At 50.1% G+C, this 24,679-nt stretch carries 17 protein-coding genes; 7 read left to right on the top strand and 10 right to left on the bottom strand.

What is annotated here, in order from left to right:
- Window positions 1-7: 7 nt before the first annotated feature.
- Window positions 8-1,009 carry an ornithine carbamoyltransferase gene (gene argF, locus PTW35_RS19045; protein ID WP_281028525.1) on the bottom strand — a complete coding sequence of 334 codons (1,002 nt, stop codon included), beginning with the start codon at window positions 1,007-1,009 and terminating at the stop codon, window positions 8-10.
- Window positions 1,010-1,263: 254 nt separating this feature from the next.
- Window positions 1,264-1,974: a murein L,D-transpeptidase catalytic domain family protein gene (locus PTW35_RS19040; protein ID WP_281028524.1), complete on the bottom strand. Its 711-nt coding sequence runs from the start codon at window positions 1,972-1,974 to the stop codon at window positions 1,264-1,266.
- A 214-nt stretch (window positions 1,975-2,188) separates the two neighbouring features.
- On the opposite strand from PTW35_RS19040, the gene PTW35_RS19035 reads away from it, so the two are divergent.
- Complete coding sequence (locus tag PTW35_RS19035; RefSeq protein ID WP_348637747.1) at window positions 2,189-2,824, top strand: D-Ala-D-Ala carboxypeptidase family metallohydrolase; 636 nt, start codon at window positions 2,189-2,191, stop codon at window positions 2,822-2,824.
- A gap of 120 nt (window positions 2,825-2,944) precedes the next feature.
- Complete coding sequence (locus PTW35_RS19030; protein WP_281028522.1) at window positions 2,945-3,601, top strand: PAS and helix-turn-helix domain-containing protein; 657 nt, start codon at window positions 2,945-2,947, stop codon at window positions 3,599-3,601.
- Here the strand turns inward: PTW35_RS19030 and PTW35_RS19025 are convergent.
- Window positions 3,566-4,486 carry a LysR substrate-binding domain-containing protein gene (locus PTW35_RS19025; protein WP_281028521.1) on the bottom strand — a complete coding sequence of 307 codons (921 nt, stop codon included), beginning with the start codon at window positions 4,484-4,486 and terminating at the stop codon, window positions 3,566-3,568. The genes PTW35_RS19030 and PTW35_RS19025 overlap by 36 nt on opposite strands.
- Window positions 4,487-4,636: 150 nt before the next feature.
- Between PTW35_RS19025 and PTW35_RS19020 the strand changes: the two genes are divergently transcribed.
- From PTW35_RS19020 to PTW35_RS19010, 3 genes are read left to right on the top strand one after another with little or no spacing between them, the layout of a single operon-like run.
- On the top strand, window positions 4,637-4,852 hold the full coding sequence (locus PTW35_RS19020; protein WP_197078554.1) for a DUF1656 domain-containing protein: 216 nt from the start codon (window positions 4,637-4,639) through the stop codon (window positions 4,850-4,852).
- An 18-nt stretch (window positions 4,853-4,870) separates the two neighbouring features.
- Window positions 4,871-5,752, top strand: coding sequence for an HlyD family secretion protein (locus PTW35_RS19015; protein WP_281028520.1), 882 nt, complete (start codon window positions 4,871-4,873; stop codon window positions 5,750-5,752).
- 9 nt (window positions 5,753-5,761) lie between these two features.
- Window positions 5,762-7,960 carry an FUSC family protein gene (locus PTW35_RS19010; RefSeq protein WP_281028519.1) on the top strand — a complete coding sequence of 733 codons (2,199 nt, stop codon included), beginning with the start codon at window positions 5,762-5,764 and terminating at the stop codon, window positions 7,958-7,960.
- Between the two features lie 70 nt (window positions 7,961-8,030).
- Here PTW35_RS19010 and PTW35_RS19005 read toward each other — a convergent pair whose 3' ends face one another.
- The 3 genes from PTW35_RS19005 to PTW35_RS18995 form a co-directional block, all read right to left on the bottom strand.
- Window positions 8,031-9,035 carry a succinylglutamate desuccinylase/aspartoacylase family protein gene (locus tag PTW35_RS19005; RefSeq protein WP_044621975.1) on the bottom strand — a complete coding sequence of 335 codons (1,005 nt, stop codon included), beginning with the start codon at window positions 9,033-9,035 and terminating at the stop codon, window positions 8,031-8,033.
- A 98-nt stretch (window positions 9,036-9,133) separates the two neighbouring features.
- Window positions 9,134-10,612 (bottom strand): putative basic amino acid antiporter YfcC, encoded by a 1,479-nt coding sequence (yfcC, locus tag PTW35_RS19000; protein WP_281029103.1) that lies wholly within the window; start codon window positions 10,610-10,612, stop codon window positions 9,134-9,136.
- A 241-nt stretch (window positions 10,613-10,853) separates the two neighbouring features.
- Window positions 10,854-13,301, bottom strand: a complete 2,448-nt coding sequence (locus PTW35_RS18995) for a family 20 glycosylhydrolase (RefSeq protein WP_281028518.1) — start codon at window positions 13,299-13,301, stop codon at window positions 10,854-10,856.
- A gap of 481 nt (window positions 13,302-13,782) precedes the next feature.
- On the opposite strand from PTW35_RS18995, the gene yidA reads away from it, so the two are divergent.
- On the top strand, window positions 13,783-14,595 hold the full coding sequence (yidA, locus tag PTW35_RS18990) for a sugar-phosphatase (RefSeq protein ID WP_281028517.1): 813 nt from the start codon (window positions 13,783-13,785) through the stop codon (window positions 14,593-14,595).
- Window positions 14,596-15,017: 422 nt separating this feature from the next.
- On the opposite strand, the gene PTW35_RS18985 is transcribed toward yidA, so the two are convergent.
- Both PTW35_RS18985 and PTW35_RS18980 read right to left on the bottom strand, forming a co-directional pair.
- A complete protein-coding gene (locus PTW35_RS18985; RefSeq protein WP_281028516.1) occupies window positions 15,018-19,334 on the bottom strand; it encodes an IPT/TIG domain-containing protein in 4,317 nt (1,438 codons plus the stop codon).
- A 422-nt stretch (window positions 19,335-19,756) separates the two neighbouring features.
- The gene (locus PTW35_RS18980; RefSeq protein WP_281028515.1) at window positions 19,757-20,740 is read right to left on the bottom strand and encodes a transporter; all 984 of its coding nucleotides are present in this window, start codon (window positions 20,738-20,740) and stop codon (window positions 19,757-19,759) included.
- Window positions 20,741-20,911: 171 nt separating this feature from the next.
- Between PTW35_RS18980 and PTW35_RS18975 the strand changes: the two genes are divergently transcribed.
- Complete coding sequence (locus PTW35_RS18975; protein ID WP_281028514.1) at window positions 20,912-21,847, top strand: CorA family divalent cation transporter; 936 nt, start codon at window positions 20,912-20,914, stop codon at window positions 21,845-21,847.
- Between the two features lie 97 nt (window positions 21,848-21,944).
- Here PTW35_RS18975 and gltS read toward each other — a convergent pair whose 3' ends face one another.
- Window positions 21,945-23,171: a sodium/glutamate symporter gene (gene gltS / locus PTW35_RS18970; protein WP_281029102.1), complete on the bottom strand. Its 1,227-nt coding sequence runs from the start codon at window positions 23,169-23,171 to the stop codon at window positions 21,945-21,947.
- A gap of 212 nt (window positions 23,172-23,383) precedes the next feature.
- Window positions 23,384-24,607 (bottom strand): tryptophan synthase subunit beta, encoded by a 1,224-nt coding sequence (gene trpB, locus PTW35_RS18965; protein WP_281028513.1) that lies wholly within the window; start codon window positions 24,605-24,607, stop codon window positions 23,384-23,386.
- Between the last annotated feature and the right edge of the window lie 72 nt (window positions 24,608-24,679).

The raw sequence follows: 24,679 nt of genomic DNA, 5'->3' as shown, positions 1-24,679 counted from the left end.
ACTGTTATTAGTCGCCTAGAGTCGCGACCATGATGGCTTTTATCGCGTGCATACGGTTTTCAGCCTCATCAAAACAAATATTATACGGTGATTCGAAGACCTCTTCTGTCACTTCCAAACCTTCAAGATAGAAGCGCTCTGAGATTTCTTTACCCACCTTAGTTTCGCTGTTGTGGAAGGCTGGCAAGCAGTGCATGTACTTCACCTCGGGGTTATTGGTCATCTTGATCACGTCCATGTTGACCTGATACGGCGATAGGTCGTGAACGCGTTGTGCCCAGATCTCCGCCGGCTCACCCATCGATACCCACACATCGCCGTAGATGAAGTCGACACCAGCCACCCCTTCTTGGACGTCGTCAGTAATAACAATCTTACCGCCTGAGATCTCACACAGCTCATGGCACTCGGCAACTAACTCCGGCTCTGGCCAATACTCTTTCGGGCCAACCAGGCGGATTTCCATACCGACCTTTGCAGCCCCTACCAGCAGCGAGTTCCCCATGTTGTTCTTGGCGTCGCCCATATAGGCCAGTTTCATTTCATTGAGACGCTTACCGTTGCCGTGCTCAATCATCGTCATCCAGTCAGCAATGATTTGGGTAGGGTGCCACTGATCGGTCAGGCCGTTCCATACCGGTACCCCTGCAAACTCACCAAGGGTTTCAACCACCTTCTGATCAAAGCCCCTGAACTCGATACCGTCGTAGAATCGTCCAAGAACCCTGGCGGTGTCTTTGACACTTTCCTTGTGGCCCATCTGCGAGCCACCACCAATATAGGTGACGTGTGCGCCTTGGTCATGGGCGGCCACCTCAAACGCGCAGCGGGTACGGGTAGAGGTTTTTTCAAAGATCAGCGCAATATTTTTGCCTTTGAGTCTTGGTTGCTCGGTACCGGTATATTTCGCCTTTTTTAGATCCTGGGCAAGGCCGATCAAATGCTCAATCTCTTTACCGGTGAAATCCAGTAAGCGAAGGAAATTGCGGTGGCGTAGATTAAAAGCCATATTCGTATCTCTCTGTTTAGTAATATAATTTATACAGTGTTTATCTTCACTGCTGTGCTGTTGCCTATGGCTAGAATATCCAGACTTTCAGTCAGACCGTCTAGTTGATTGTCCTGAATCCTTTATTCAGAAATCTTTAACAAGGCATAAAATACGAAAGGTCACGAATAACTACGCAGTTGCTACCAGCATAAAAAAGCCGGTGACCATATCACCGGCTTTTCATCACTGAAAAATGATTATCTACAGGCTGATTAGCGCCTGATCACCATGCGGTTTTCGCCTTCCACCGATTCCTGAAATTGCGCGGATGCCAGCAAGGATGGGGAGGAGTCCTGCCCTACCATCTCGTCATTGGCTGCCAGGATTATGCTTCCCCCTTTGATCAAGTCGATGATTTCACGGTTCTTCTCAGGCGGTAAAGCCGGGCACCCCCAGCTCCAACCGATGAAGTTATTGGTTGCGAGAAAATCCGGGGAGGCATATTTTGCACCGTGGATCACGATATGGCGGCGGCGGGCATTGTCATTGACGCCGGCGGACAACCCATCTAGGCGAAGTGAATAGCCATATTTTCCGTAATACGTCTCGGCCGTTTTGAACACGCCAACAGAGGTCTGCTTGGAATTGAGCGTATTTGAAAAGCGTCTGGCATAGGCACCTCCGCTTTCAATACCATGGGTGGTATAAGTATGGTATTTCAATTTCTTATCGGCCAAATTAATGACATAAAATCGCTTTTCGTTAGAAGGACGGCGATAGTCAATGAGCACTAGGTTAGGGTTAGCCCCAGTACCTTCGGTCATATACGCTTCGACCCCTTCTTTCAGCAACGAATAGTCCATCACCCCATCTAATGAGGCCGCGGAATACACCTCGCGGGCAAGATCCTCAATGTTATCATCGAGGCTTCCAGCCTGGGCAATGGAAGAAAAAAACAAAATTAAAAGTATTTTTTTGATCATATGCATTAGCAAAACACGACTTTTTTACGACGGGCTCACCTTGATAATTTTAACAGATTAATCAGAAAGAATTTTTACATCTCATCAATTCAGACAGATTTTCATAGAAAATTACAAATATGGGCTTAAGAAAGGACCAAAACCCGAACAGTCAAATCACCTACACTTAATCGTATATTTCGACGCATATTCTTCAGGTAATGTTATGAAGCACATGACAAAGTTGATTGTGTTGTCACTTTCTCTGTTTTTTTCGTGCTATGGCAAAGCAGAAGCCGTTGATCTGTCGAAACTTTATGAAGTACATACAGACTTTGACTACAGCGATCTCGTCATTGAGGTGCAAGGATTCAAGGTACCAACCCTGGCAGCCTTTCGAGGCTGGGTATTGATGAACAAGAAGCAAGCCGATATTCAGGAGGGATATAAGTATTTTCTCGACAGAGGTGTCAAAGAAGGCATACCTCTGCATCTAGTGCTATTACAAGGCACCGATTGGCGGTTGAGCAACACCACGGTTTTCAACCTGCCTGACAAGAAAAACTGGGATAACATGGTTCGTACCCTGCTGTTTATTCAGCAGCATGTCATGCCTAAAACCGGCTTGCTGATCCCTGTCTCCGGTGACCGAAGCAAAGAATATAACCAGCACGCAGGTGGTGCACCGAGAAGTTCGCACCTCGATTTCTGCGCACTAGATTTGGTCCCTACCCGAAATATATCTCGAACTGAGCTGCATAACATTCTCAACAGTATTTACAACTCGGTTGGGCGAGAAAACAAAATGGGACTCGGGCTCTACAGCGGCGTTCGCTTCCATATAGATACCTGCGGTTATAGAAGCTGGTAATTGCCACTAGTGACAATCTACTCAAAAAGGGGGATTTATCCTACTTCCTTTCCTTGATCGGAGTGATAGAATGCGCGGGTGAAGATAGACCAACATACATATTTATCCGTTCTGATTCACATGCTAGAACACAGCCCTCATCCAGCAGGATTAAAGTCTAAGGATGGCATTTTCGCCTTTGCCAACAAAGCATACCGTGACTTAGTCAATGCACCTTGTGATATAGAAGGCCTCACAGATAGTGATCTACCATGTGACACAGCCCAATTTGCATCTTATTTTGTACAGCAAGATAGACAAGCGATATTGGAAAACAAGACAGTTGTAACCATTGATGTGCATAAATACGCACACGGCTTTGATGCTTACACTTTCGAGAAACGTCCTGTCATCATCAATGGTGAACCATGGGGTATCCAATTTAGCGCGACCAACTTAAGGGAATTGGTCAACTTGGCTTCTTTTGCCGAAATCATGGCACTTGACAGTACCAACAATTCATTTAGCACCATCAAACCGGAATGCATGAGGCTCACGCCTTCTCAGGAAATCGTGCTGTTCTGGTTATTGCGCGGCCGTCAGACCAAGCAGATTGCCCAGTTGATCCATAGAACACCCAAGGCAGTCGAAAAGCAAATCGCTAATTTAATCAGTCGCTTCTCCGATGTCGGTGTGAGCAACCGAGCTTCACTGATTGAATATGCCCGCTGTAACGGTTGGCTATCTGTCATCCCTGAGCAGCTATTTAAAACCCCGGCCTCCATCGTTGTGCAATGAATCCTGTACGAACGCCTGGCGGATAAACTCCTGCAGAGCCGTCAGCCTTGCGGTATTACGCAACGACGGCCGGTACATCATATAAAGTTCAACCTCAGGCAGTGTATAGTCCTGCAAAATGGGCATTAAAGCGCCTTCGGACAGGGCATCGCTAACCTGAAACATGGGCTGTAACGTAATACCGGCCCCTTCCAAGGCCGCTGCCATCATGGCCTGCCCGCTATTCATAGTAAATCGCGAGCTCACCTTTGGCGTGCTGACTTTTTGGCCATCATAGAACCGCCATTTATGCGGTGCCTGCGGCAGGTTACTCAGCAAACATTGATGCCGCTCCAGCTCGTCGGGGTGGGTCGGCGTACCAAATCGCTGCAAATAGGCAGGAGAAGCACAGGCAATCATCTTATAGCTGCGCAGCTTCGTCGCCACCAGGTATTCGTACCCGACCAACTGCTCTCGAAAGATAATATCGTAGCCCTCTTTCTTCATATCGGGCGGGCTATTATCCAAGGTAAGATCGATATCGAGCTGAGGGTACTGCTGTTGAAACTGTGCCAGCATGGGTGCCAAAGCCTTAATGCCAAAATTCACCCCGGCAGCAATCTTCAGGCTGCCACTGGGCTCGCTCATATTACGGTAAATGTCCTCCTGAGCAGCTTTCAGCTCCCCGAGGACGACCAGACAGCGCCGGTAATACTGGTCACCTACCGCAGTCAGGCTCTGAAAACGGGTAGACTTGGCCAACAGCTTCGCACCGATTGACGCCTCCAACCCTCTCACGTGCTTACCCACCATCTGGGCACTGATCCCTCGCTCTTCAGCCACGGCCGCAAATGAGCCCAGCTCCACAGCCCGCACAAAAATTTCAATACTGGTTAAGCGGTCCAACAGCATACTCCATGATTAGCAATCATTAGATTCTATTTTAACCATAATTAGAAACCAAGAGTTTCGATTGTATTCCTTCTAAGTAGGTTTATCACCAGCAGCATTAGCCATAACATGCACCCTCGCGTCCTAGTATCAAGAGTAAAAACAGTGTCGTTTGCCGTTCCCCATGAAATCGCTTTTGGTGATCTCTACCTTCCCCCGCTGCTGGTTGCAGCCCTGATCGGGTTGATTTGTACTTCCCTTACCGTTCGTTTGCTAAACCGGCTGCGCTGGTTTCGCCACGTTGCCAGCCCCCCCTTGGTCGAGCTTTCACTAACCATCATATATACCGTCGTTGTCGGCACCTTTGTTTTTCCTTCTTAATCGAATACGGAGCCTATTTTGATCAAACGTTTCAGCGTCACCCTTTGCTTACTCCTATTGGCTATCGCCGCGATAGGCTGGAAATACCAACAGTATCTACAAAATCCCTGGACCCGAGATGGCCAAATTCGCGCTCAGGTGATCCAGGTTACCCCTCGAGTAACAGGGCCTATCATTGCATTGCCTATTCGTGATAACAGTGAAGTCAAAGCCGGCGACGTGTTGTTTGAAATAGACCCCCGTACCTACCAAGCAGCCCTGGCCAAGACAGAAGCAAGCTTGGTTCAAGCGCAAGCCCTGCTCAAAAAAGCGCAAGATGAAGCAAAGCGCGGGCGTTCCCTGTCACGCCGCCAGCCAGGCTCAATTTCACAATTGTCACTCAATCAGCTCAACAATGCGGTTGAGTCTGCGCAAGCGGGTGTCATGGTCGCCCGAGCCGCTTGTGATGAAGCCAAGCTAAACCTCAGCTTCACCAAGGTCACCGCCCCGGTGGATGGCTTTATCACCAACCTGACCCTGAGAATGGGAAGCCAAGTGGTCGCGAATCAACCGGTTGTCGCCCTGGTTGATAAAAACAGCTTCTGGGTTGAAGGGTTCTTCAAGGAAACAGACATTCAGGATGTCACCATCGGTGAACACGCTGTCGTCACCCTGATGGCCTATCATGACCAGCCACTCAGTGGCCGGGTTGAAAGTATCGGATACGGCATTGCCCACCAAGATGGCAGTACAGGGGTTTCGCTTCTGCCCAACGTCAACCCCAACTTCCAGTGGATCCGCCTGGCCCAACGAATACCGGTCCGGATTGCACTCGATAACTTGCCTGCCTCTCTCCAGCTCCGCGCCGGGACGACGGCATCGATAATGATCAACAAATCCCAGCCAAACGCTGCCCTGTAAGGATCTTCTATGCTCAATCAGCGCTGTATCTTGCCACTGAAGGTGGCCTTAGCCCTGACCCTGGCCATTGTCAGTGCGCTATGGCTGGGCTGGGAACGTCCGTATTGGGCTGGCTTTGCCGTGGTTGTCATGGCTGCAACCGAAACGTCGGGACATTCGCTGAAAAAAGGCCGTCATCGACTTGTCGGCACCTTGCTAGGCGTATTAGCGGCTTTCCTGCTGGTTGGGCTTTTTGCCCAACAGCCATTGCCTTTCCTTGCTTGCTACAGCCTTTTTGCTGCACTTTGCGTCTATCTGCAGGGCAATCCACGCAATGGCTATATGTGGACTATCTGCCTGATGGTCTGCTCGTTGGTGGTCGTCATGGGCAAACTGCTACCGGAGCAGACCTTCTCAGTGGCCGTTTTACGGCTCCAGGAGACCGTGCTGGGAATTGTCTGCTTTACGCTGGTATTTAGCTTGTTATGGCCAACATCCAGCCATCGTACCGTCATTGCCACCCTAAAGCTGTACTTTGATAATCAGTCAAAGCAGCTACAGATTGCCATGGCTGAACTCAATGACCACAACACCTTCACCAAAGCGCTCACCTTAAGTGATAGCTTGAAGCAGTTAACCCGGTTGGAAGATCTCATCTACGCGGCCAGCGCAGACAGTTACCATATCGCCCATGACTACCCAAAGTGGCAAACATTGCTCAGCCAACTCAACCGGTGGGCACTGCTGTGCGGCCATCTGGCAGAAGCCAGCGCCCTAACCAGTGAAAAAATGGCACCAGAGCAATGTGCAGTTATTGCCTCCTTGCTGGAGCGGCTCAGCAGCCGGGCGCAAGATGCCCTAGCATTGCTTGAGGGGAGAGCCGTCATCGACGGTCGAAGCCGCCTACCGCAAAACGTTGCCCTACTCCCATCAAAGCCATTAGATAACGAAAAAGCTGGCAGTATTGATGACCACCATGGCGCAACGATGATGTTAGGCTCACTGCTGACTAAGATTGATCAGCTGCAATATGACCTCGTGGCGACCCTGTCTGAGCTGACTGCTCAAAGTCATCAAGGTAACGCCAAATACAATCAACCCCACCAAGCGGTCTCAGCGCCAGGTTCATTCACCGCAAGATGGGCATTTCGCCCGGATAGCGCTGTAGCGGCGTTGAAAGCCTGCCTGGTGATCTGGGTATGTATCGCATTATGGCTTTATGTCCCCATGCCTGGTGGTGCAATGATCGTACTGCTCGGGGCCATTTTCAGCTGCGTCGTCTTGTCACTGCCATTTGCCAGCGTAAAAGCATTGTCATTTTCCATGTTCGGTTGGTCACTGTTCGTCCTGGCTCAGTATGTTTTGCTGATGCCGATGCTGACCGAGATCTGGCAACTGTCGGCGTTTTATTTTATCAATGCGTTTGGGATCTGGTATGTGTTCTGCCGGCCCCAGCAGGCACTGCAAAGAATGCTGGGTACCCAACTATTGATAATGATGACAAGTGGTGCGATGCAGCTGACGCCGGTCTACGATATTCAGTCCGCCTTGCTGCAGCTTATGCTGATCGGTATCGTCATGCTGATCATCTTCTGGGTGAACCACACTGTCTTTTCGGGTACGCCGGAATCTGTATTCTTGCGTGAATTGGGGCGTTTGCGGACCGGGCTCAAACTCGACCTGCAGCAATTTACCAAGCCGAAGCACCAGCAAGCTGGCCATAGCATCGTCTTGAAAAGACAAGATCCGCTGCGCTCTGTCGCTATGGCAGAAACCGCAATCAGCAGGATTAACTGGCAGGCTTACCCTGAGCTGGAACCGGCAAAAGTCGGCACAGTGATCACCGGTGCGTACAAGGCCTGCCTGCTCTATCGTGCTTTCGAAGATAACTACCGCCATTGGCAAACTGCATCGCAACACCGAGCCATTGAGGCACTGATAGCGAAAATCACTCAATCGCTAGTCGCAATTCTGGAGGAATCTACGGTCAATCCGACGCTTACTGAGCACCAGTATCAACTTGATAGGTTACTGTTCGAGCTGCAACGCTACCTGATCGGACTAGACCGGGAGTCAATATTGCAGTTCTCGCTGAGTGCCGATGATGTTGATGCCAGTTACCGGCTGCTAACCTCATTGCAGCTGCTGATAGATTCATTTAAGGCTCTGATAATCAACGTTCAGCATAGCCATATCCATCAACTGCGATTGCAACCTTTTGCCATCTAAGACTCGACAGCAAAACGCCACCGAATCGTTCAGTGGCGTTTTGCTATTGTACAGAGGAGCATCGGAACATTTACTTAATCAAACGCACCAGCAGGGTTCCGGGCTCGCGCATCGGATCGAGATTCACACTCAGCACATAACCACGGGTCGGCGCATGGTAGCGCTGTATCTCATCGCCGAAACTGTCGTACTGCACCGCTAGCAACTGGCCGATTTCAACCCGCTCACCAATCTCCACCTGCGGCAGGGCAAAGCCACCAAGTGTCGCTCGCACGGTGAAGATCTGCTTGCCTTCGTAGCACTCGTGCTGGGGCTGGCTAACCTCCCCCTCCAATACCCCTTCAGCTTTAAGGATATTGAGTACCCCATCGACAGAGCGTGCAATCATATCCGGCTGCAAGACCTTACCGGCACCAACCTCAACGGTAATCGATGGAATACCGCTGCGGTTCCAAACCGTTTCCAGCACCCCCTCATCGCCCGGATCATCGAAAATACAATCCGGATTCATCAGCCGGGCCATTTTTACGGTTTGGGGAATACGATAATCCGCAAACACATACAGCGGGTAAGCTGCACCGCGAGTCTGGGTATGCAAATCGACCGCGATATCGGCATTGTGCGCAAGCAGATCGTACCATATTGACGCAATATAACGCTGGGCGGCGTCTCCCTCCGGGTTGCCCGGGAAAATCCGGTTGAGATTGGTCGGCGAGGCGTCAGGGTCTGACATGATGAAATCCCGGGTGTGCATCAACATGCCAGACACATTGACCGTCGGCACAATGACCACCGTGCCTGCCACGGCCTGTTCGGCAAGATATTGGATAACTTTCTGAGCCGTGACCACGCCATTCAGCTCGTCACCATGCACGCCTGCCGTGATCATCACTTTTGGGGCATTGCCGCCCTGCTCGCCGCGGTAGACCACCACCGGCAAGTGCCAGCTCTGCCCGATGCCATTTTCTTGGGGACGAAACCAAAACCGGTGGCAGCCCACGGGCAGCTCATCGACATCCAACCGGGTGATCACCTGATGTCCCTGCAAAACGTCATCGGTATATCGGGTTTTCATTTCCGCCATACGCATCCATCCCTATGTCTATGAAATTGATAGTCTGCAAAAAAAATGGGCAGTTTCCTGCCCATTCACTCTAATCGATTTTTCTGCGCTTACGCAAAGCCTGTTATGTGAGCAATTACTACAATCACACTCGACAACACAAACAACAGAGCGATGAAGCGCCAGCAGAACTTTGCCCAGTCCCCCCAGTCGATGCGGCACACGCCCAGTGTTGCCATCAGTGATGCCGAAGTTGGCACGATGATATTAGTAAAGCCATCCCCCAGCTGGAACGCCAGTACCGCAACCTGACGAGTGACACCGGCCAAGTCAGCCAGCGGGGCCATCAAAGGCATGGTCAGTGCCGCTTGTCCCGAGCCCGACGTCACAAAGAAGTTAAACACCGACTGGAAAACGTACATCAACCATGCAGCCATCACTTCCGGCAGTGAGCCGATTACGTTACCCGCACTGCTGAGGATCGAGTTCAATACACTGGCTTCGGTGGCATCACCGCCACCACCTAGGATCAATAGGATCCCCTTGGCACTACCGACCAACAGCGCCGGTGCTAGCATGATGCTCGCACCGTCTTTAAACGCATCAGCCATATCATTGACGGTCATGCCGTTGAGGCGGAAAGCTACACCAATCAAGCCCGCGACAAAGCCCATGGTAAAGAACTGCGAGGCTATTTCAGGAATGTACCAAGCATGGGCAACTACCCCCCAGATCACCCATACCATTGTGGCAACCACGGTCAGCATGACCAGGGTATCGCCCAGGTTCCAGCGCGATGCCGTTACCGAGGCCTCCTGTGTTTTGAAGTGGATATCGCCTTTGATACTGAAAGACTTGGACGGATCTTTTTTCACCCCGTTGGCGTACCACATGGTAAATGCGATACCGATAATGGTGAACATAATCCACAGGCCAATACGCACCGAAGCACCAGATAGTACCGGCACGCCAGCGATCCCCTGGGCGACTGCGACCGAAAACGGGTTCATCCATGAAGCAGCGAAGCCAATCTGGGTCGCGACGTAGGTAACCATCACGGTGGTAATGCCGTCATAGCCAATTCTGACCATCAGCGGGGCGATAATAATCGCGAACGCAACGGCCTCTTCGCCCATTCCGAATACTGCACCGCCAAGAGAAAATAAGGAAAACAGCACCGGAATAAACAGGGACTCACTGCCCTTGGTACGGTCAATCAGGCGCAGGATACCATTATCAATCGTACCGGTACGCATCACGATGCCAAACGCGCCGCCAATCACCAGCATAAACATGATAACGCCGATAGCCGAACCCCATTTCGAGCCGGAAACCAGCCCTTCGAACACGAAGTTCATCAGGCCAATACCACCTCCGCTGGCAAACAGCCCGACACTGTTATAGACCAACTCGCCATGCTCATCCGTCGCGTATGTAAACGATTCTGGGTCGAGTACGGTACGGGTCTTCTCGGCACCGTCAGCAATATAGGAAATGGCTTGGGTTTCAAACATACCTGCCGGTACGACATAGGTCAGTGCTGTCGCCAGCAGACCAATGAAAAAGATCAGTACCAGAGTATCTGGCATTTTCCAGGTTTTGATTTGGACAACGTCCGATGTTGTATCGCTCATTATTATTCTTCATCTACTTCTTAAAAATGAAGAATAAAATATCGTAAATACTGCATACAAAGTCAATCTCATTTTGCTGAATTGCCACTTGCGTAGAGTTATCAACCAAGAAAAAATGTTACTACTTGTTGCTGCAATAAAAAAAGCGCACCCATTAGGTGCGCTCAAGCTTTTGTATTAATAAAACTATATGGAGCTATTTCTTCATTACGACCAAGTTTTCCGTCGGTTTGACAATTGCGACGATCGCCTCGTCATAAATTCTTGCTGTATCGCTCAATGTTACTAGGTATGCATTTCGCTCTGTTGTGCTAAGTGTCTCACCCTGCTCAAGCTTGGCCACCACAGCCAGGCCAATTTCCGCTACAGCTATGGTCTTCTCAGCAATCACAACGCTATCTACCGATGCCACATTGGCAGCCAAGATTGGTTTGGCGGCTTGTGCCGCATTCAATACCTTCGCGTAGTGAGCCTTCAATTCAGCCAGCGCATCATTGTTGCCGTCAGCATACTCGCCAACCAGTTTTTCCATTTCATACACCGCATGGCTTTCGACAGGCAGCGCATCAACGAAGCGGTTCAGGCGCTCGTACTGGTTGTAAAGGTCGCCATGGTTCGGAGTTTGGATCCACTTTTCCCAGTTACGGGCATAGTATTGTGCCGGCTCGGTGTATTCGGCCAGTGCCACCAGCGGCTGGACATCTTTACCGTTTGCCAAGCGCTTGTACATCATCATGGCCTTGTTGTGGTGCTGAAGGCCTACCGAAATTTCAGACCAGTGATCGATTGCTGCCATTCGCTTGTACATGCTGTCTTCGTCCGTCAGTTCAGCAGGCGACCAGAAACGCTCGGCAATCGCATAGCTACGTGGCCATAGGCGGTTTTCAACCGTCAGTGAATCATAGTTTTCAGCCCATGCGGTAATTTCTCCGCCCAGGATCAGTTTCTGCTGCTCCTCGGTTAACTCCGCCGGGTAGCCGCCGTTTGGCTCGGGGATCACTGAGCCTTCGATTGCAGTTCCTGCGATCAGCTTGCCTGTGGTCGGCCAGCGGACATTACCAATAAGCTGATAGCTCGTTTCAGCCAGCTCAGTGCCAGCGAAAACCAAGTTGAATTCGGTGTACGACATGAAGTTGTCGAAGTGACCACGGAACACTTTGCCCGGTACATACTCAAGGATGTACACCTCTTCACGTGACTTGCCGTTATAGTCGGTAAAGGCGCGGAAGTTACCGTCCTTGTCTTCAATGATAGTGATCAGGCCTTTACGCGGGCCCCCCTTAGTACGTGGTTTTTCCCACTCGTAGGTAGCAAACTTTTCCCCATCATGCAGGTTGTCGTCAACCGTGATACCGGTTGGCATCGGGTCGTTGCGGTAGTGGTAGCTGGTTGGCTGTGGCTGATCAAGGTAGTAGCCCGTAGATAGGATCCCCTGGTAGCCTTCCTGGGCCGCACGGCCAATACTGTCATGGCCACGCCAACTCTGGATCACAATCGATGTCGGCAGATCTTTATGCCAGATTTCATCCCAGCCAATCATCTTCTTACCACGCTCATCAAGCATCTTCTCAACGCGGGCATTGAGGTAAGATTGCAGACCGTGGTTACCGTCTAGGCCTTTCTCTTTGATATAGGCCTGGATGTCCTCGTTTTCTGTCCACTGGGAGTAATTGGGCTCATCACCACCAATGTGGAAATACTCATCCGGGAAGAGCTCAACTACCTCGTCAAACACTTTACCCAAGAAGGTGTACAGCTCAGGGTTAGTCGGATCCATCAGTGGGACAAAGACCCCCCACTCGCGCTGGTGCGGGTAGCTTTGTCCTTCGCCGCCAGACATCAGCTCTGGATAGGCGTGAGCCACCGCTGAGGCGTGTCCCGGCAATGAAATTTCCGGTATCACCCGAATACCGAGGTTGCGGGCATAGTCGACCACACCACGGATTTCATCTTTGGTGTAGTAGTCACCGTCAGACGTCATCTGCCATAGCTTCGGATAGCTGTCCAACTGAATACGGATCGCCTGATCATCCCAGATATGCCAGTGGAAAATGTTCATCTTGGCTGATGCCATCGCATCGAGCTGGCGCTTAATCACATCAATTTCAACAAAGTGACGCGAGGTATCGTAGGACACACCACGCCACGGGAAACGCGGCGCATCTTCAATCGTCACTTCCGGCACAAAATAGCCCGTGCTGTCGGTTTCAACCAACTGAAGCAGGGTCTCGATACCTCGGATAGCGCCGTAAGGGCGCTCAGAGGCCAACACAATCTTGCCGTTGTCGGCCGTCAGGGTATAGGACTCGTCCGCCTCAACCGTTTGAACTGCTGTTTTCGGCGCCTGCTGGATATCAATCACCAGTGTCGCTTTGTCTTCGCTATCGACATATGGATTGAGCATCGGCACACCCGTCTGGCGCTCCAGGCGTTTGAGCAATCGCTTGGCGGTAAACGCCACCCGCTCGGACTGGTAGCCTTTGATGAAAACCTTGAAATCACCATCAATCTCGACCTTGCCTTCACGCAGCTCCACAGAATGTGGATATGGCATTAAATTCAAATCGGTATTTGGTGCAGCGGCATACGCTGCCGACGACAGCATCGAACCTGCAACCAAAGCAGACAAGATCGTTTTTTTCATGATTATTCCTCAGACATACTCATCATAATTGTTGGGGCTGATACCCAGCATGATTGATTGGGGTAGGGCTGGATACCACTCTCACTCCCCCCTTGTGGGTTGAAGAAATATTAAATTCGCCATGCGAATTAAACAGTGAGAAAAGCCACAAATCCCTTTGAGTTGTTTGATAGTTTCACACATATCGTAGGCAAAAAGGCCAATATACACCGATAAAACAACCACTTAATACATGTTAGAAACCAAGCTGAACACACTTTGATTTTATGATTATTTTCATAAACTTATACCTCCCTCCCATTTCCAAACAAGTAACAATTTGTAATGCTGCATTTCTCAAAACCCAGTGCACGGTACTCTCAGTTGACACACATCAAGCCAGTCCTGAAATGTCACACTAACATCATCAAAGGGTGTCGAGTTGATCACAAAAATTGATTAGTATGCGGGCTCTGAAATTTTTCACGGATTGGACGAATCAATGTATAAACTGGTTGCCCTTGATATGGATGGCACACTGCTTAACTCGCAGAAGGCCATTTCACCTCGAACCAAACAAGCTATCCAGGCTGCTCGCGACTGCGGTGTGCAAGTGGTCCTAGCTTCCGGCCGCCCACTGGAGGGCATGACCAAGTACCTCGATGAACTGGGTATGACTGGCGAAAAAGATTATGTCCTTAGCTACAACGCATCTTTGGTGCAACGTGTTGCTAGCAAAACAGTGATCCGCAAGCAGATCATGACAGGCCGAGATGCGAAGAATATCGCCAGCCTGGCCAATGATTTCGGTACTTTCATTCATGCCTTTACCCCTGAACGCGGTTTGATCACGCCAGAGAACAACCCGTATACCGATCATGAATCAGTGATCAACGGCGTACCGACGACAGTGCTTGATTTTGCCGAGCTTGCCGACGACGAAGAAGTGATCAAAGTAATGATGGTCGCGGATCCGGAAATCCTAACAGCAGCGATCAACCAACTGCCTGCGAGCCTCTACGACCAGTACACCGTGGTGCAAAGTGCCCCTTTCTTCCTCGAGCTGATGAACCCGAACAGCAACAAAGGCACCGGCGTTGCTATGCTTGCCGAGCATTTGGGCCTGGACGCTAGCGAAGTGATTTGCATGGGTGATGCGGGTAATGATCACCACATGATTAAATACGCCGGTCTGGGTGTGGCAATGGGCAACGCCACCGACGATATCAAAGCGATTGCCAACCACGTCACCGACACCAACGACAACGACGGTGTGGCGAAAGTGATTGAAGAGTTTGTGCTAAAAAACGCCTAACTGTCTCAATGTGAGGTTAAAGGCAGCCACCTGCCTTTAACTTGCGCATAGCTTAGATTACTTTTTTGCGGAGCGCTTGGTCTTTATCAGCCACAGAATAAAGCGATAAATCCACCGCCCCACCTTCCCCAACCGGCTACGTGGGTACTGGCTATATGCCATGAGAAATAGTCCTAACACTAAAATCATTGGCCGGATATACCACAGTTCAGTAATTGCTTTTCTATTAATCGAGCTTGTCGATTCAACAGTAAAATCAATCAGCCATAGAATTAGCTGGGAAAAAACCAATATTGCCCCCCAGAAAAAGACATGTTTCTTCTTAATTCTCATCACTCTTTCCATGAACGTCTCACCAAAGCAAACAAGAAAGGCCGATGAATCGGCCTTTCTTTTTACACATCACTACTTACCAGCAAGGGCTATTCATCCCATAAGATAGGCACTGGCATTCCAGCCCTGCGCAGTGATTTGGTCCCTGCTTTCGCTGGCGCTACCGGCTGAACTTCAACCGAATACCGCTTCACTTTACCTGCCGTGAGATCCGAGCCTGTCATCGCATCACCGCTGATCAAGGTCACTCCTGCCGGGAACGAGACGTAGTAAGTACCGATCCGGTCAGGGGCAGTGATACCGTGCAATTCAACCTGGTGCACCCCCGGCGTCAGCGGCACATCGGCACTGACCGAACGGGAGGGGCTTGCCATTGTGCGGATCAGCTGGCCATTAACATACAAGGCATAAGTGTCATCATTCGCTGCACCGTTATCACCAAACGTAAAGGTGTAAGTCTGCTGCTCCAGCTCAAACGGCAACGTATTGCTCTGCTGGGTGCCGTTGACATTCACAACCTCGGCCCATACGTCACCCGTCTCAGCACCATTTGGCACCACAACTGTCAGCTCCGAAGGCGTCGCTCCAGTGATCATCACGGCAACAGGCTGTCCCTCATCACCGGTGAAAAATACCCGATTATCGGTAATGATCCGCGAGAAACCGGCACCTGAGATGGTTACCGTTTCTCCCCATGCCCCGGTCGAAGGATCAAGTGCTGAAAGTGTCAGCTCCTTCACCAGCTCAATCGTGAACTGGGTATCCAGCTTAACCTCTACCAAGTCATCAACAAACGGATCCCTGTCTAGACGGTGGTGGGATAACTTCACCGATAACGGTGACTCGGCCTTATCAAGGTAATCCGCAGGCAGGCGAACTTTCAGCGGGGACACCGGTGCTGTCAATCCCGCTCCCACGATGTACGACTCATAAGTTGGCGCGTCATCGGTATGGATTTCCTGCTTGCTATCAGTAAAGGTCACTGAAGGTTTGTGGGTCGTCGCACCGAAAATACTGCCTTTAATAACCGGGTCTAAACCCTGCCCTTTCAGGGCTACATCTTTTGGCTCGCCATCAACCATGATCACTGCCGGTGTTACTTCCTCGACCGAAATCGGGAAGTTCACCCGGAACTCGAGGTAGCTACTAGTGGTGGCAATATCTGTCGCCAGCTTGCCCAAATCCACCGCGGTGCCACCTACCGAAACCACCGTCGCCGCACTTCCCCAAGGTGTCAATTTCATGCCCAATGCAACCGCCATCTTCTTAACAACAGCTGGCCCCTGGTTTACCGCGACAGCTTTGACAATAGCTTCATAGGTAGACGCTTCTGATTTTTTGATCATAGCCTCTACGCCTTCAGCAAAGCCACTTACGGTGCCCTTGCTCCAGCCTGACTCAACGGCATCAACTAGACCATATTGGAACAGGATGTCCAACACTCTACTGGTAGTGCTATCTGTCATTCGCAGCCCTACCACAGTATTGACCACCGGAACAAATGCCTGACTCATGAAAGTACGTACTGCCAATTTATATGATGGCGAATTTTTATAGATATGCCATACCTCTCCTTTGAAACCTGGCGTGTACAATCGTAGATCTGCCGAACGGTGTTTGAGATCTTCCGTCTTCATATTGGCATTGTAGAAGCTGAAGATCCCGCTCTGTGGGCCGAGCAAGTCAGAGGAGAAATAGCTGTTAGCATAATCCCGGATGATCTTGCCATTGTAAGCATTGAGCAGCTTATAATCGGCAAACATCATCGTATCATTTTCAATATCAATTTTACCGTTGACGCTGTCACCAGCGTCTTGGAAGCTGACTCCGAAATCTTGCTGGAAAGGCTGTGGCGTCACTTCTGCGCCAGCAGCTTGGCTTGCATAAGCAACGATTGACTTAGCACTCACCAGCGCCGCTGTTTTTTGGCTTATCTGCCCCTGAGACAGCGCAGAATCTACAGCGCTACCAGCCGTTTCGATAGCCTTCAGGAACATTTCGGTAAAGTCTGCCCGGCGGTAGTCTTCGAGGTAGTACGGATCTTGCCCTAGCTTCTCGTCAAGGTAATCACCAAATGCCCGAGTCGAGTTTAGCAATACGTCCATCACTGCACGCTGGTCATCAGCATGGATCGTTGCCTCTAACCCCATGCTGGTATATACCAAGCCAGCCGCCATGGTATAGGGGCTGATTTCAATACTACCCTGCCCCGGCAGCACGACACCACTTAGGAAAATCGCCGGCTCCCTACCTGCTTGTTCAGGTGCAAACAGGTGGACAGTCGTTGCTCCCTGGTTCCGTGTTGGCAGGACGAAGCTGCCATTAGCGGCAACAGCGCTGTCTGAAGACCCCAGAAACTCAGCTGTTAGCTGATCAAAGGCCAAGGTCGACCCCGATGGCAAGACGACACTGCCTCCCGTCTGCTGGCGAACCTCAACGGGCAGGCGGTTAGAGATCTCGTCGCTAACCACGGCAATCACGCCACTGGCAGCATCCAGCGGAAGGGTAACCCGGATACGATTATTGGAAACAGATGTTGGGATCAACTCCACACCATTCAAGTTCACCCTGACAGATGGCGCACTCAGGTTTATCCCTAGCAAAGTGATGCTCTCACCTGCAAAGGCGTAACCCACATCGCCGATGACTTCCACATCAAACAGCAATGGGCTATCGGCATCCACCACGGTGATCTGGTGAGGGTAGGAGATCTTCCCGCCGTTAGACACTTTGATCTCACCTGATTGCGCCTTTTGCGGTACGGTGAATGTCAGGACACCTGACTCATCGACTTGTGGTACAAGGTTAAGTAGCTCAGTCCCTTGCTGCCAAGCGATCATTGGTGTTGTGCCAAACCCTTCACCCTCGAGGCGAATAGTATCTCCACGGCGGGCAACACCTTCTATGGCATGGCTGCCATCAGTGGTGATCACCGTGACAGTTGTGACTACCAGGCGACCTTCTTTATCTCCCGGCTCTGCCTGCTCTAGTGGAGACAAACGATCATTGTCATTGATATCCTTGAGGCTATCGTTGTCATCATCGGTATCGACAAAATCCAAGATAGCATCGTTGTCTGAGTCCTCAGGCAATATCGGGTCAAAACCGATTTCCACATCATCGGTAATATCGTTGCCATCAGAATCCGTATCGAGGAAGTTAGCCACTCCATCGCCATCAATGTCCTGCACGCCCTCAACTGAATCATCAATTAAGTCGCCATCACTATCAAGATCCCACCAGGCCGGCAGCTGATCACCATCCTGATCTACATCTCCTGCGGACAACAGTTGTTCCAAGCCGTCGAGGATGCCATCGCCGTCACTATCTGGGTTGGTTGGCTGCATGCCTAGCGCCAGTTCAGTATCATCGGACAGCCCATCCATATCACTATCTTTGAACACGCTAACCCGGTAGCTAAATTGTTCCGATGCCGCATTATTAATATCAGCTACCGAGAACGCATGGGAACCATCGGCAGTAATACGCGAGCTCACCGCAAGGTAATCTTCATGTGACCAATCAACTTTTACTGTTGGCAAGCTGGCACCAGCACTGCTCAGAAGAGCCAAAGATGGGGCAAATTCTTTATTGGTTTTATGCAGCAACAGCGTAATGATATCGCCGGCCTTGGCATCAAATAGGAAATAATCAGTATCCACTTCATAACCCGAGCCCGACTCAACCACCCCTTTTACAGCAAATGGGTAGCTGCGGTTCAACTGATTACCATTAGGGTAGAGGTTGCCGTTAAATTCCATTTCAGAATAAACAAACAAGTCCTGCTGCTCAGGATCAAACGGGTAGGCATCACTTTGATCGGGCTTGCCATCGCCATCTTCGTCACTCTGAGCATAGTTACCGACCCCGTTACCATCAGAATCGATCCACTCCGTGATATCTTTTGGGAATTGATCATCAACGTTTAATGTACCGTCTCCATCAATGTCCAGATCACGGCTAGACGGTATACCATCAGCATCATAATCGACATATAGTGTCTTGGTTCCCGAGCGGGAATACTCACCATCTGACACAGTCAGCTTAATCGTATAATTACCCTCGACCAATGCTAAGAGTCGGGTATTCCTTGATGACGGAGCCAATATATTCCCAGCATCTTTTTCCGGCTCTTCGACAATCTGCCATTGGTAAGTCAAGGCACTGCCATTTTCTGTGGTACTTCCCGCTGCACTCAAGGTAATGGCTCGATTTATGGCTGCATACTCAGACGTTGTAATAACTAATTCAATCGTATTATTGTCCGGTGTTGGTGTAGTCGTTGGCTTTGAAATGCTCTCATCTCTATCCCCATCGAAACACCCTGACAGCAACGCGCTGGTAATGATGGCTGCGGCCAATGTGACACGTTGCTTCACCGGCTGTTGAAGGTGACGTTTCCCCATCGAATAATCCTTTATTCCTATTCTCTGCAAATAATTACCGCACCCAAACCATTAGCACTAATTGCCACGCTTGGGCACAGCACAACATAAATTGGGAAAGTAGCATTTACAGGCACACCAACAGGGGATGCTTAGCGCATTTCTTCGATGCAGTTCGGGTATTTAAGGTGTAAGGAATAGCTTACATGCAAATAATCGCCCACACTTCAAAGTTAACCTTAGATCCCTATAGGGTATAGCTCGTGCATATACGTCTTTCTATGAGGTTGATAGGCCACTTCAGTAAGCAATATTGTCGGATTGAGCCCTTGGGATCAGCCGATCACACATCGATAGCAAGAGTACGGGTTTCATGTGGCACATAAAGTTTATGTTCCTGTTCCATGCCTGGTAGGAATCGGAATCCGACTGAAATCACACAGCTAAAACTGGGCTGACAGCTTGAAAGAGAGCCGGTCCCCCTCTGCACGATTACGAACCTCCAGCTCATTGATCCACTTTAATTCCGCCCGAATCGGCCGCCCAGACCAGGTTGCCCGATAACTAATAACCGGCCCCAGGCCGACAGCCTTTGCTTTGAAGTCTCCCGATACGGCCCCACTACCAGAGTCCGAGCTGAGCTGTTGATACCAGTAACCTGACAAGCCGATCCCGGTGAAGCCCCACAACAGAGGAATATATTGGATCAGCGTCGAGTCAACATGCATCTGGGTACCCGTCTGATAGTCGGTATCCTCATTTTTGGTGTTCCAATCGATTCCGCCTGACACAGTAAACTCTTGTCCGGTGACCGGCTCAATATACTGAAGCCAGGCAACAGGTGAAACGCTCCAGTAATTTTTACCGACATTGGCCAATTTACCGGGTTCAAAATTACCGGTCGGGGCATAAAGGTTGAAATGTAGTTCCGTTAGCCAATATTCAGACAAAGAGTAAGCCAACATCAAGGGGGCAATCATGATATCGCCAAGGCCACTGTCCCTGTCTCGCAGGCGATGCCCTTGCGCATTATGTTCTTGGCTGGCAGAGACTTCCACTGAACTATATGGCAACGCAATTGCCATGGCATATTGCCACCCGCCTTTTAATCGAATCCCCGGATTCCAAACAAGGTTCATCGAATAAGTCTGGGTGGTAATACTCAGATCGTTTACCGCCAAACCCGCCAAGGGAACACTCAGTTCACTCTGAGTGCTGCCGTCAAACCCGCTCAGATCCATATACACATTGAGTGATTTACTGGGTGGAATTTGATTGATCCTCGATGACAATGTACCGGGCAGATAGTGACCACTCCCCCCCTCTTCTGCCGTCACTTGGCAGGGAGCGGCAAGGGCGGCTAACAAGGCTCCTGACAACAAGGCTTCGTAACACGAAGACAATCCCCTAGCCAACATGGCATGCATAGAAAATTTCCCCTATACCTCAATAGCTTGAAATATAGATGAGAATTTTGGAATTACGTAATCACAATGAAAAATTGCGATGACACAGCTAGCAATCCTTAACAAAAATATTGCAAGATACCGTTTTCTAATGAATTAATTACACATCAAACCAAAAAAGGGATGTGTGTGATGAAAGGATTTGTTATTTCTAGCTGGGACTTTTCATCCGGCGCAGCAAGGCAAAACCCACCGGAGGTACAAAAACTCCTCGCCGAAAACTGGTATCACTGCCAGCGAGATGCCGCAGGACTGAAGGACTGGCTGCTCGCTAATCAGATCCCTGAGGCCGTTGTTGACTCCCTGCTCGCCGATGACACACGTCCGCGATTCGAAAAGTACAGCGACGATTGTTTTTTGGTGATATTGCGCGGCATCAACCTCAACCAAGGGGCTGAGCCCGACGATATGCTTAGCCTACGTATTCTCTGGTTCAAAGGTGCCCTTATCTCAACACGGAAGGTACCTTCGCGAGCCGTCACGAAAATCATCAACCAACTGGAACAAGGTATCGGGCCGCTTAACTTACCGGACTTGCTGCAAGCAATGGCAAACAGCATCAACGGGATCATCTCAGGTTTTCTCTCCCCCGTGGAAGATACGCTCAACGAAATGGATCACAACGTCAAGGCTGATCCCAAAGAACTCAATGCGATATATTCCCGCCTGCTGCGACTTCGCCGATACCTCAAGCCCCAGCGCTATGTACTTGAAGATCTTATACAAGCTGAGATAGAGGTATTGACCGGACACAAGAACCATTTCAAAAACTGCCTAGATACCATCGTGAGAATGAACGAATCTATCGAGTTCTATATCGACCAGGTCAATCTCTACTTTGCCAATATCAACCAGCGACAAGCAGAAACGATGAACAGGAATACCTATTTGTTCTCTGTCATTGCTGGCCTATTTCTCCCCGCTGGATTTTTCACCGGGTTGCTTGGTGTCAATATAGGAGGAATACCAGGGGTTGAGGACCCGCTGGCATTCCCTCTGTTTTGTCTCGGCCTAATCCTTATCGTGGCGATTGAGATCATCATTCTGAAGAAGTTGAAATTCATCTAGCGAAGAGCGCCGGCTAAATCTCCTCCTCCATAAGCCAGCACTGCGACTGATGGAGAGGGGAGAGGAAAGCCAGCTATGCGATGAACACACAGTGCTATTAGAAATTCGCCAGGAAGTACGGGATCATCAAGGCATTGACCAGGTCGATAAAGAACGCACACACCAATGGCACAATAATGAAGGCCAAATGGGAGTTACCGTAGCGCTGGGAGACCGCAGACATATTGGCCATCGCCGTCGGCGTGGAGCCCAGTGAAATTCCTCCGAAACCGGAGCAGATAACCGCCGCATCGTAGTTTTTCCCCATCGCCGGGAACACCACGAAGATATTGATCAGCACCGCAACGATGAACTGCGCGGTAAGAATAGCGAAAATAGGCCCCGCCAAGTCAATCAGTGTCCATAGCTGCATACTCATCAACGACATCGCCAAGAAAGTGCCCAAAGCAATATCGGCAATCAGCGCTATCGCAGGTTTTCTCGCTGGCCAGCTCGTGCCTGTAATACGTCGGAAACCGATATTGTGCACAATATTGGTCATCACAATACCAGCGAACAAACAGGTGACGAACAGCGGTAATTGCAAGCCCATTTCGGCAATTGATTCATTGAGGATATAACCAAGAATGACACAAACATGAATGGATAAAATGGCATCGAGGAAATCGAAGCCCGAGATGTGGCCATTTGACTCCTCATCCGCAACCCCCACATCCAACGCTTCTTTTTTCTCTGGCTTGAGATCATGGCGGGCGATGAGAAACTTAGCAATGGGACCGCCCATCAAGCTTGCCAGGATGAGACCAAAGGTGGCACAGGCGACCCCTATCTCCATCGCATTGCTGATGCCGTAGCCTTCCGATATACGGGGAGCCCAAGCAATAGCGGTACCATGGCCGCCAATGAGTGAAACACTGCCTCCCAGCATACCAACCGGGCTCTCAAGGCCAAAGGCTTTGGCCACGCCTATCCCCGTGAAGTTTTGCACCATCATATAAGCTATGGTGATCGCCAACAGGATCACCAAGGGCAAGCCCCCCTTGAGCAAATCTTTCAAGCTCGCATTGATCCCAATGGTGGTAAAGAAGTACACCAAAAGCACATCACGCGCGACCAGATCAAATTCAATGGCGATATCCGACACGCTGTAAACAATCGCGATGATCACCGAAAACAAAATACCGCCCGTGACCGGCTCTGGAATACTGAACTCTTTGAGTGGCTTGAACACATTATTAAGCTGTCGGCCAATAAACAGCACCAGTATCCCGATGGTGACGGCAAAAAAGGAATCAAACCTCAAAATGCCATTGACCCAATCCATTTCCATATTGTTATATCCTTAACATTTGCAAAACTTTTATTAACCCTAGCAAAACTCTATTAAAAATAGCCGTTTTAAGGTCAATAAACGCTGACTGACGGGTAGTAATCAGTGTTCTGAAAAGTGAGACAATTACAATGACATGGGCGATGAGCGATAGGCACCAAGAAAACCAGCGGAACTAAAACCCGCTGGCTTAGCCTCGACTCGAATTAAATCAATGATTCGATACCGTATTCTTTACCGTAGTTCTCCACCACAAAATCGATATCCTTATCCCCGCGCCCAGAAAGGTTAATCAGAATTGAGCCTGTTTCACCTTGCTTGGCCAGCTTCAGGGCGTACGCCAGGGCATGGGCCGATTCGATTGCCGGAATAATACCTTCGCATCGTGATAGCTCGAAGAAAGCATCAATCGCTTCCTGATCATTCGCTGTGCCGTAGCTAACCCGGCCGATATCTTTCAGGTAACTGTGCTGCGGCCCCACCGATGGGTAATCCAAACCACTGGCAACCGAATACACTTCCTGCGGTTCGCCCTGCTCGTCTTTTAACATGTAAGACTTAAAGCCATGCATGATACCGGGTTCACCCAGCGACAACGTCGCGGCATGTTCGCCGACTTCGGTTAATGAGCGTCCTGCGGGCTCTACCCCGTGAATGGCAATATCCTGATCATCCAAGAACGCGGTAAACAGCCCCATCGCATTAGAACCACCACCGACACAGGCCACCAGATTATTCGGCAGGTTTCCGGTCATCTCCTTAAATTGAACGCGGGCTTCATTGCCGATAATCGACTGAAAATCACGTACCATCATTGGGAACGGGTGCGGGCCGACCACCGAGCCAATAGCATATAACTGGTTGATAGGATCTTTAAGGTAAGCTTCAAACGCAGCATCCACGGCTTCTTTGAGTGTTTTACGGCCATGGGTTGCCGGGATCACATTGGCACCAAGGATGCGCATTCTAACGACATTCGGGTGCTCCTTGGCGATATCCACTTCACCCATGTAGATATCGCATTCCAAGCCAACCAACGCGGCAGCCGTTGCCAGCGCCACGCCGTGCTGGCCAGCCCCGGTTTCGGCAATAAGCTTCTTCTTGCCCATTTTCTTGGCCACAAGGGCTTCACCCAGGCAATGGTTAATCTTGTGGGCACCGGTATGGTTGAGATCTTCACGCTTGAGATAGATTGGCGCGCCGTACTTCGCCGATAGGTTCTCGGCATGGAAGATAGGGCTAGGACGGCCAACAAAGTGTTTATAGAGGCGAGCCAGTTCTGCTTGGAATGCGGGATCCTTACGGCACTCATCATAGGCTGCGGTGATCTCCTCCATCACTTTTTGCAGCTCTTCGGGAATAAAACTGCCGCCATATTCACCAAAATAACCTTGAGCATTGGGTAGAGCGTGATCAAACGAGTTCTTCATGGCATTCCTTGTCCTATTCAATGAGTACACTCAGCCATCATAAAGACTTATATGCCAAGGTTGAATAGCAAC

It is taken from the genome of Photobacterium sp. DA100, from assembly GCF_029223585.1.
Classification (GTDB): Bacteria; Pseudomonadota; Gammaproteobacteria; order Enterobacterales; family Vibrionaceae; genus Photobacterium.
This window is presented reverse-complemented; position numbering and strand designations above follow the sequence as displayed.

Bases quoted from the DNA above. Each gene is read 5' to 3' on its own strand.
- trpB (WP_281028513.1), bottom strand. From the start codon at position 24,607: ATGAAGAACTCGTTTGATCACGCTCTACCCAATGCTCAAGGTTATTTT.
- PTW35_RS19035 (WP_348637747.1), top strand. From the start codon at position 2,189: ATGACAAAGTTGATTGTGTTGTCACTTTCTCTGTTTTTTTCGTGCTAT.
- PTW35_RS19030 (WP_281028522.1), top strand. From the start codon at position 2,945: ATGCTAGAACACAGCCCTCATCCAGCAGGATTAAAGTCTAAGGATGGC.
- yidA (WP_281028517.1), top strand. From the start codon at position 13,783: ATGTATAAACTGGTTGCCCTTGATATGGATGGCACACTGCTTAACTCG.
- PTW35_RS18975 (WP_281028514.1), top strand. From the start codon at position 20,912: ATGAAAGGATTTGTTATTTCTAGCTGGGACTTTTCATCCGGCGCAGCA.
- PTW35_RS18995 (WP_281028518.1), bottom strand. From the start codon at position 13,301: ATGAAAAAAACGATCTTGTCTGCTTTGGTTGCAGGTTCGATGCTGTCG.
- PTW35_RS18985 (WP_281028516.1), bottom strand. From the start codon at position 19,334: ATGGGGAAACGTCACCTTCAACAGCCGGTGAAGCAACGTGTCACATTG.
- PTW35_RS19005 (WP_044621975.1), bottom strand. From the start codon at position 9,035: ATGAAAACCCGATATACCGATGACGTTTTGCAGGGACATCAGGTGATC.
- PTW35_RS19010 (WP_281028519.1), top strand. From the start codon at position 5,762: ATGCTCAATCAGCGCTGTATCTTGCCACTGAAGGTGGCCTTAGCCCTG.
- PTW35_RS18980 (WP_281028515.1), bottom strand. From the start codon at position 20,740: ATGCATGCCATGTTGGCTAGGGGATTGTCTTCGTGTTACGAAGCCTTG.
- yfcC (WP_281029103.1), bottom strand. From the start codon at position 10,612: ATGCCAGATACTCTGGTACTGATCTTTTTCATTGGTCTGCTGGCGACA.
- argF (WP_281028525.1), bottom strand. From the start codon at position 1,009: ATGGCTTTTAATCTACGCCACCGCAATTTCCTTCGCTTACTGGATTTC.
- gltS (WP_281029102.1), bottom strand. From the start codon at position 23,171: ATGGATTGGGTCAATGGCATTTTGAGGTTTGATTCCTTTTTTGCCGTC.
- PTW35_RS19040 (WP_281028524.1), bottom strand. From the start codon at position 1,974: ATGATCAAAAAAATACTTTTAATTTTGTTTTTTTCTTCCATTGCCCAG.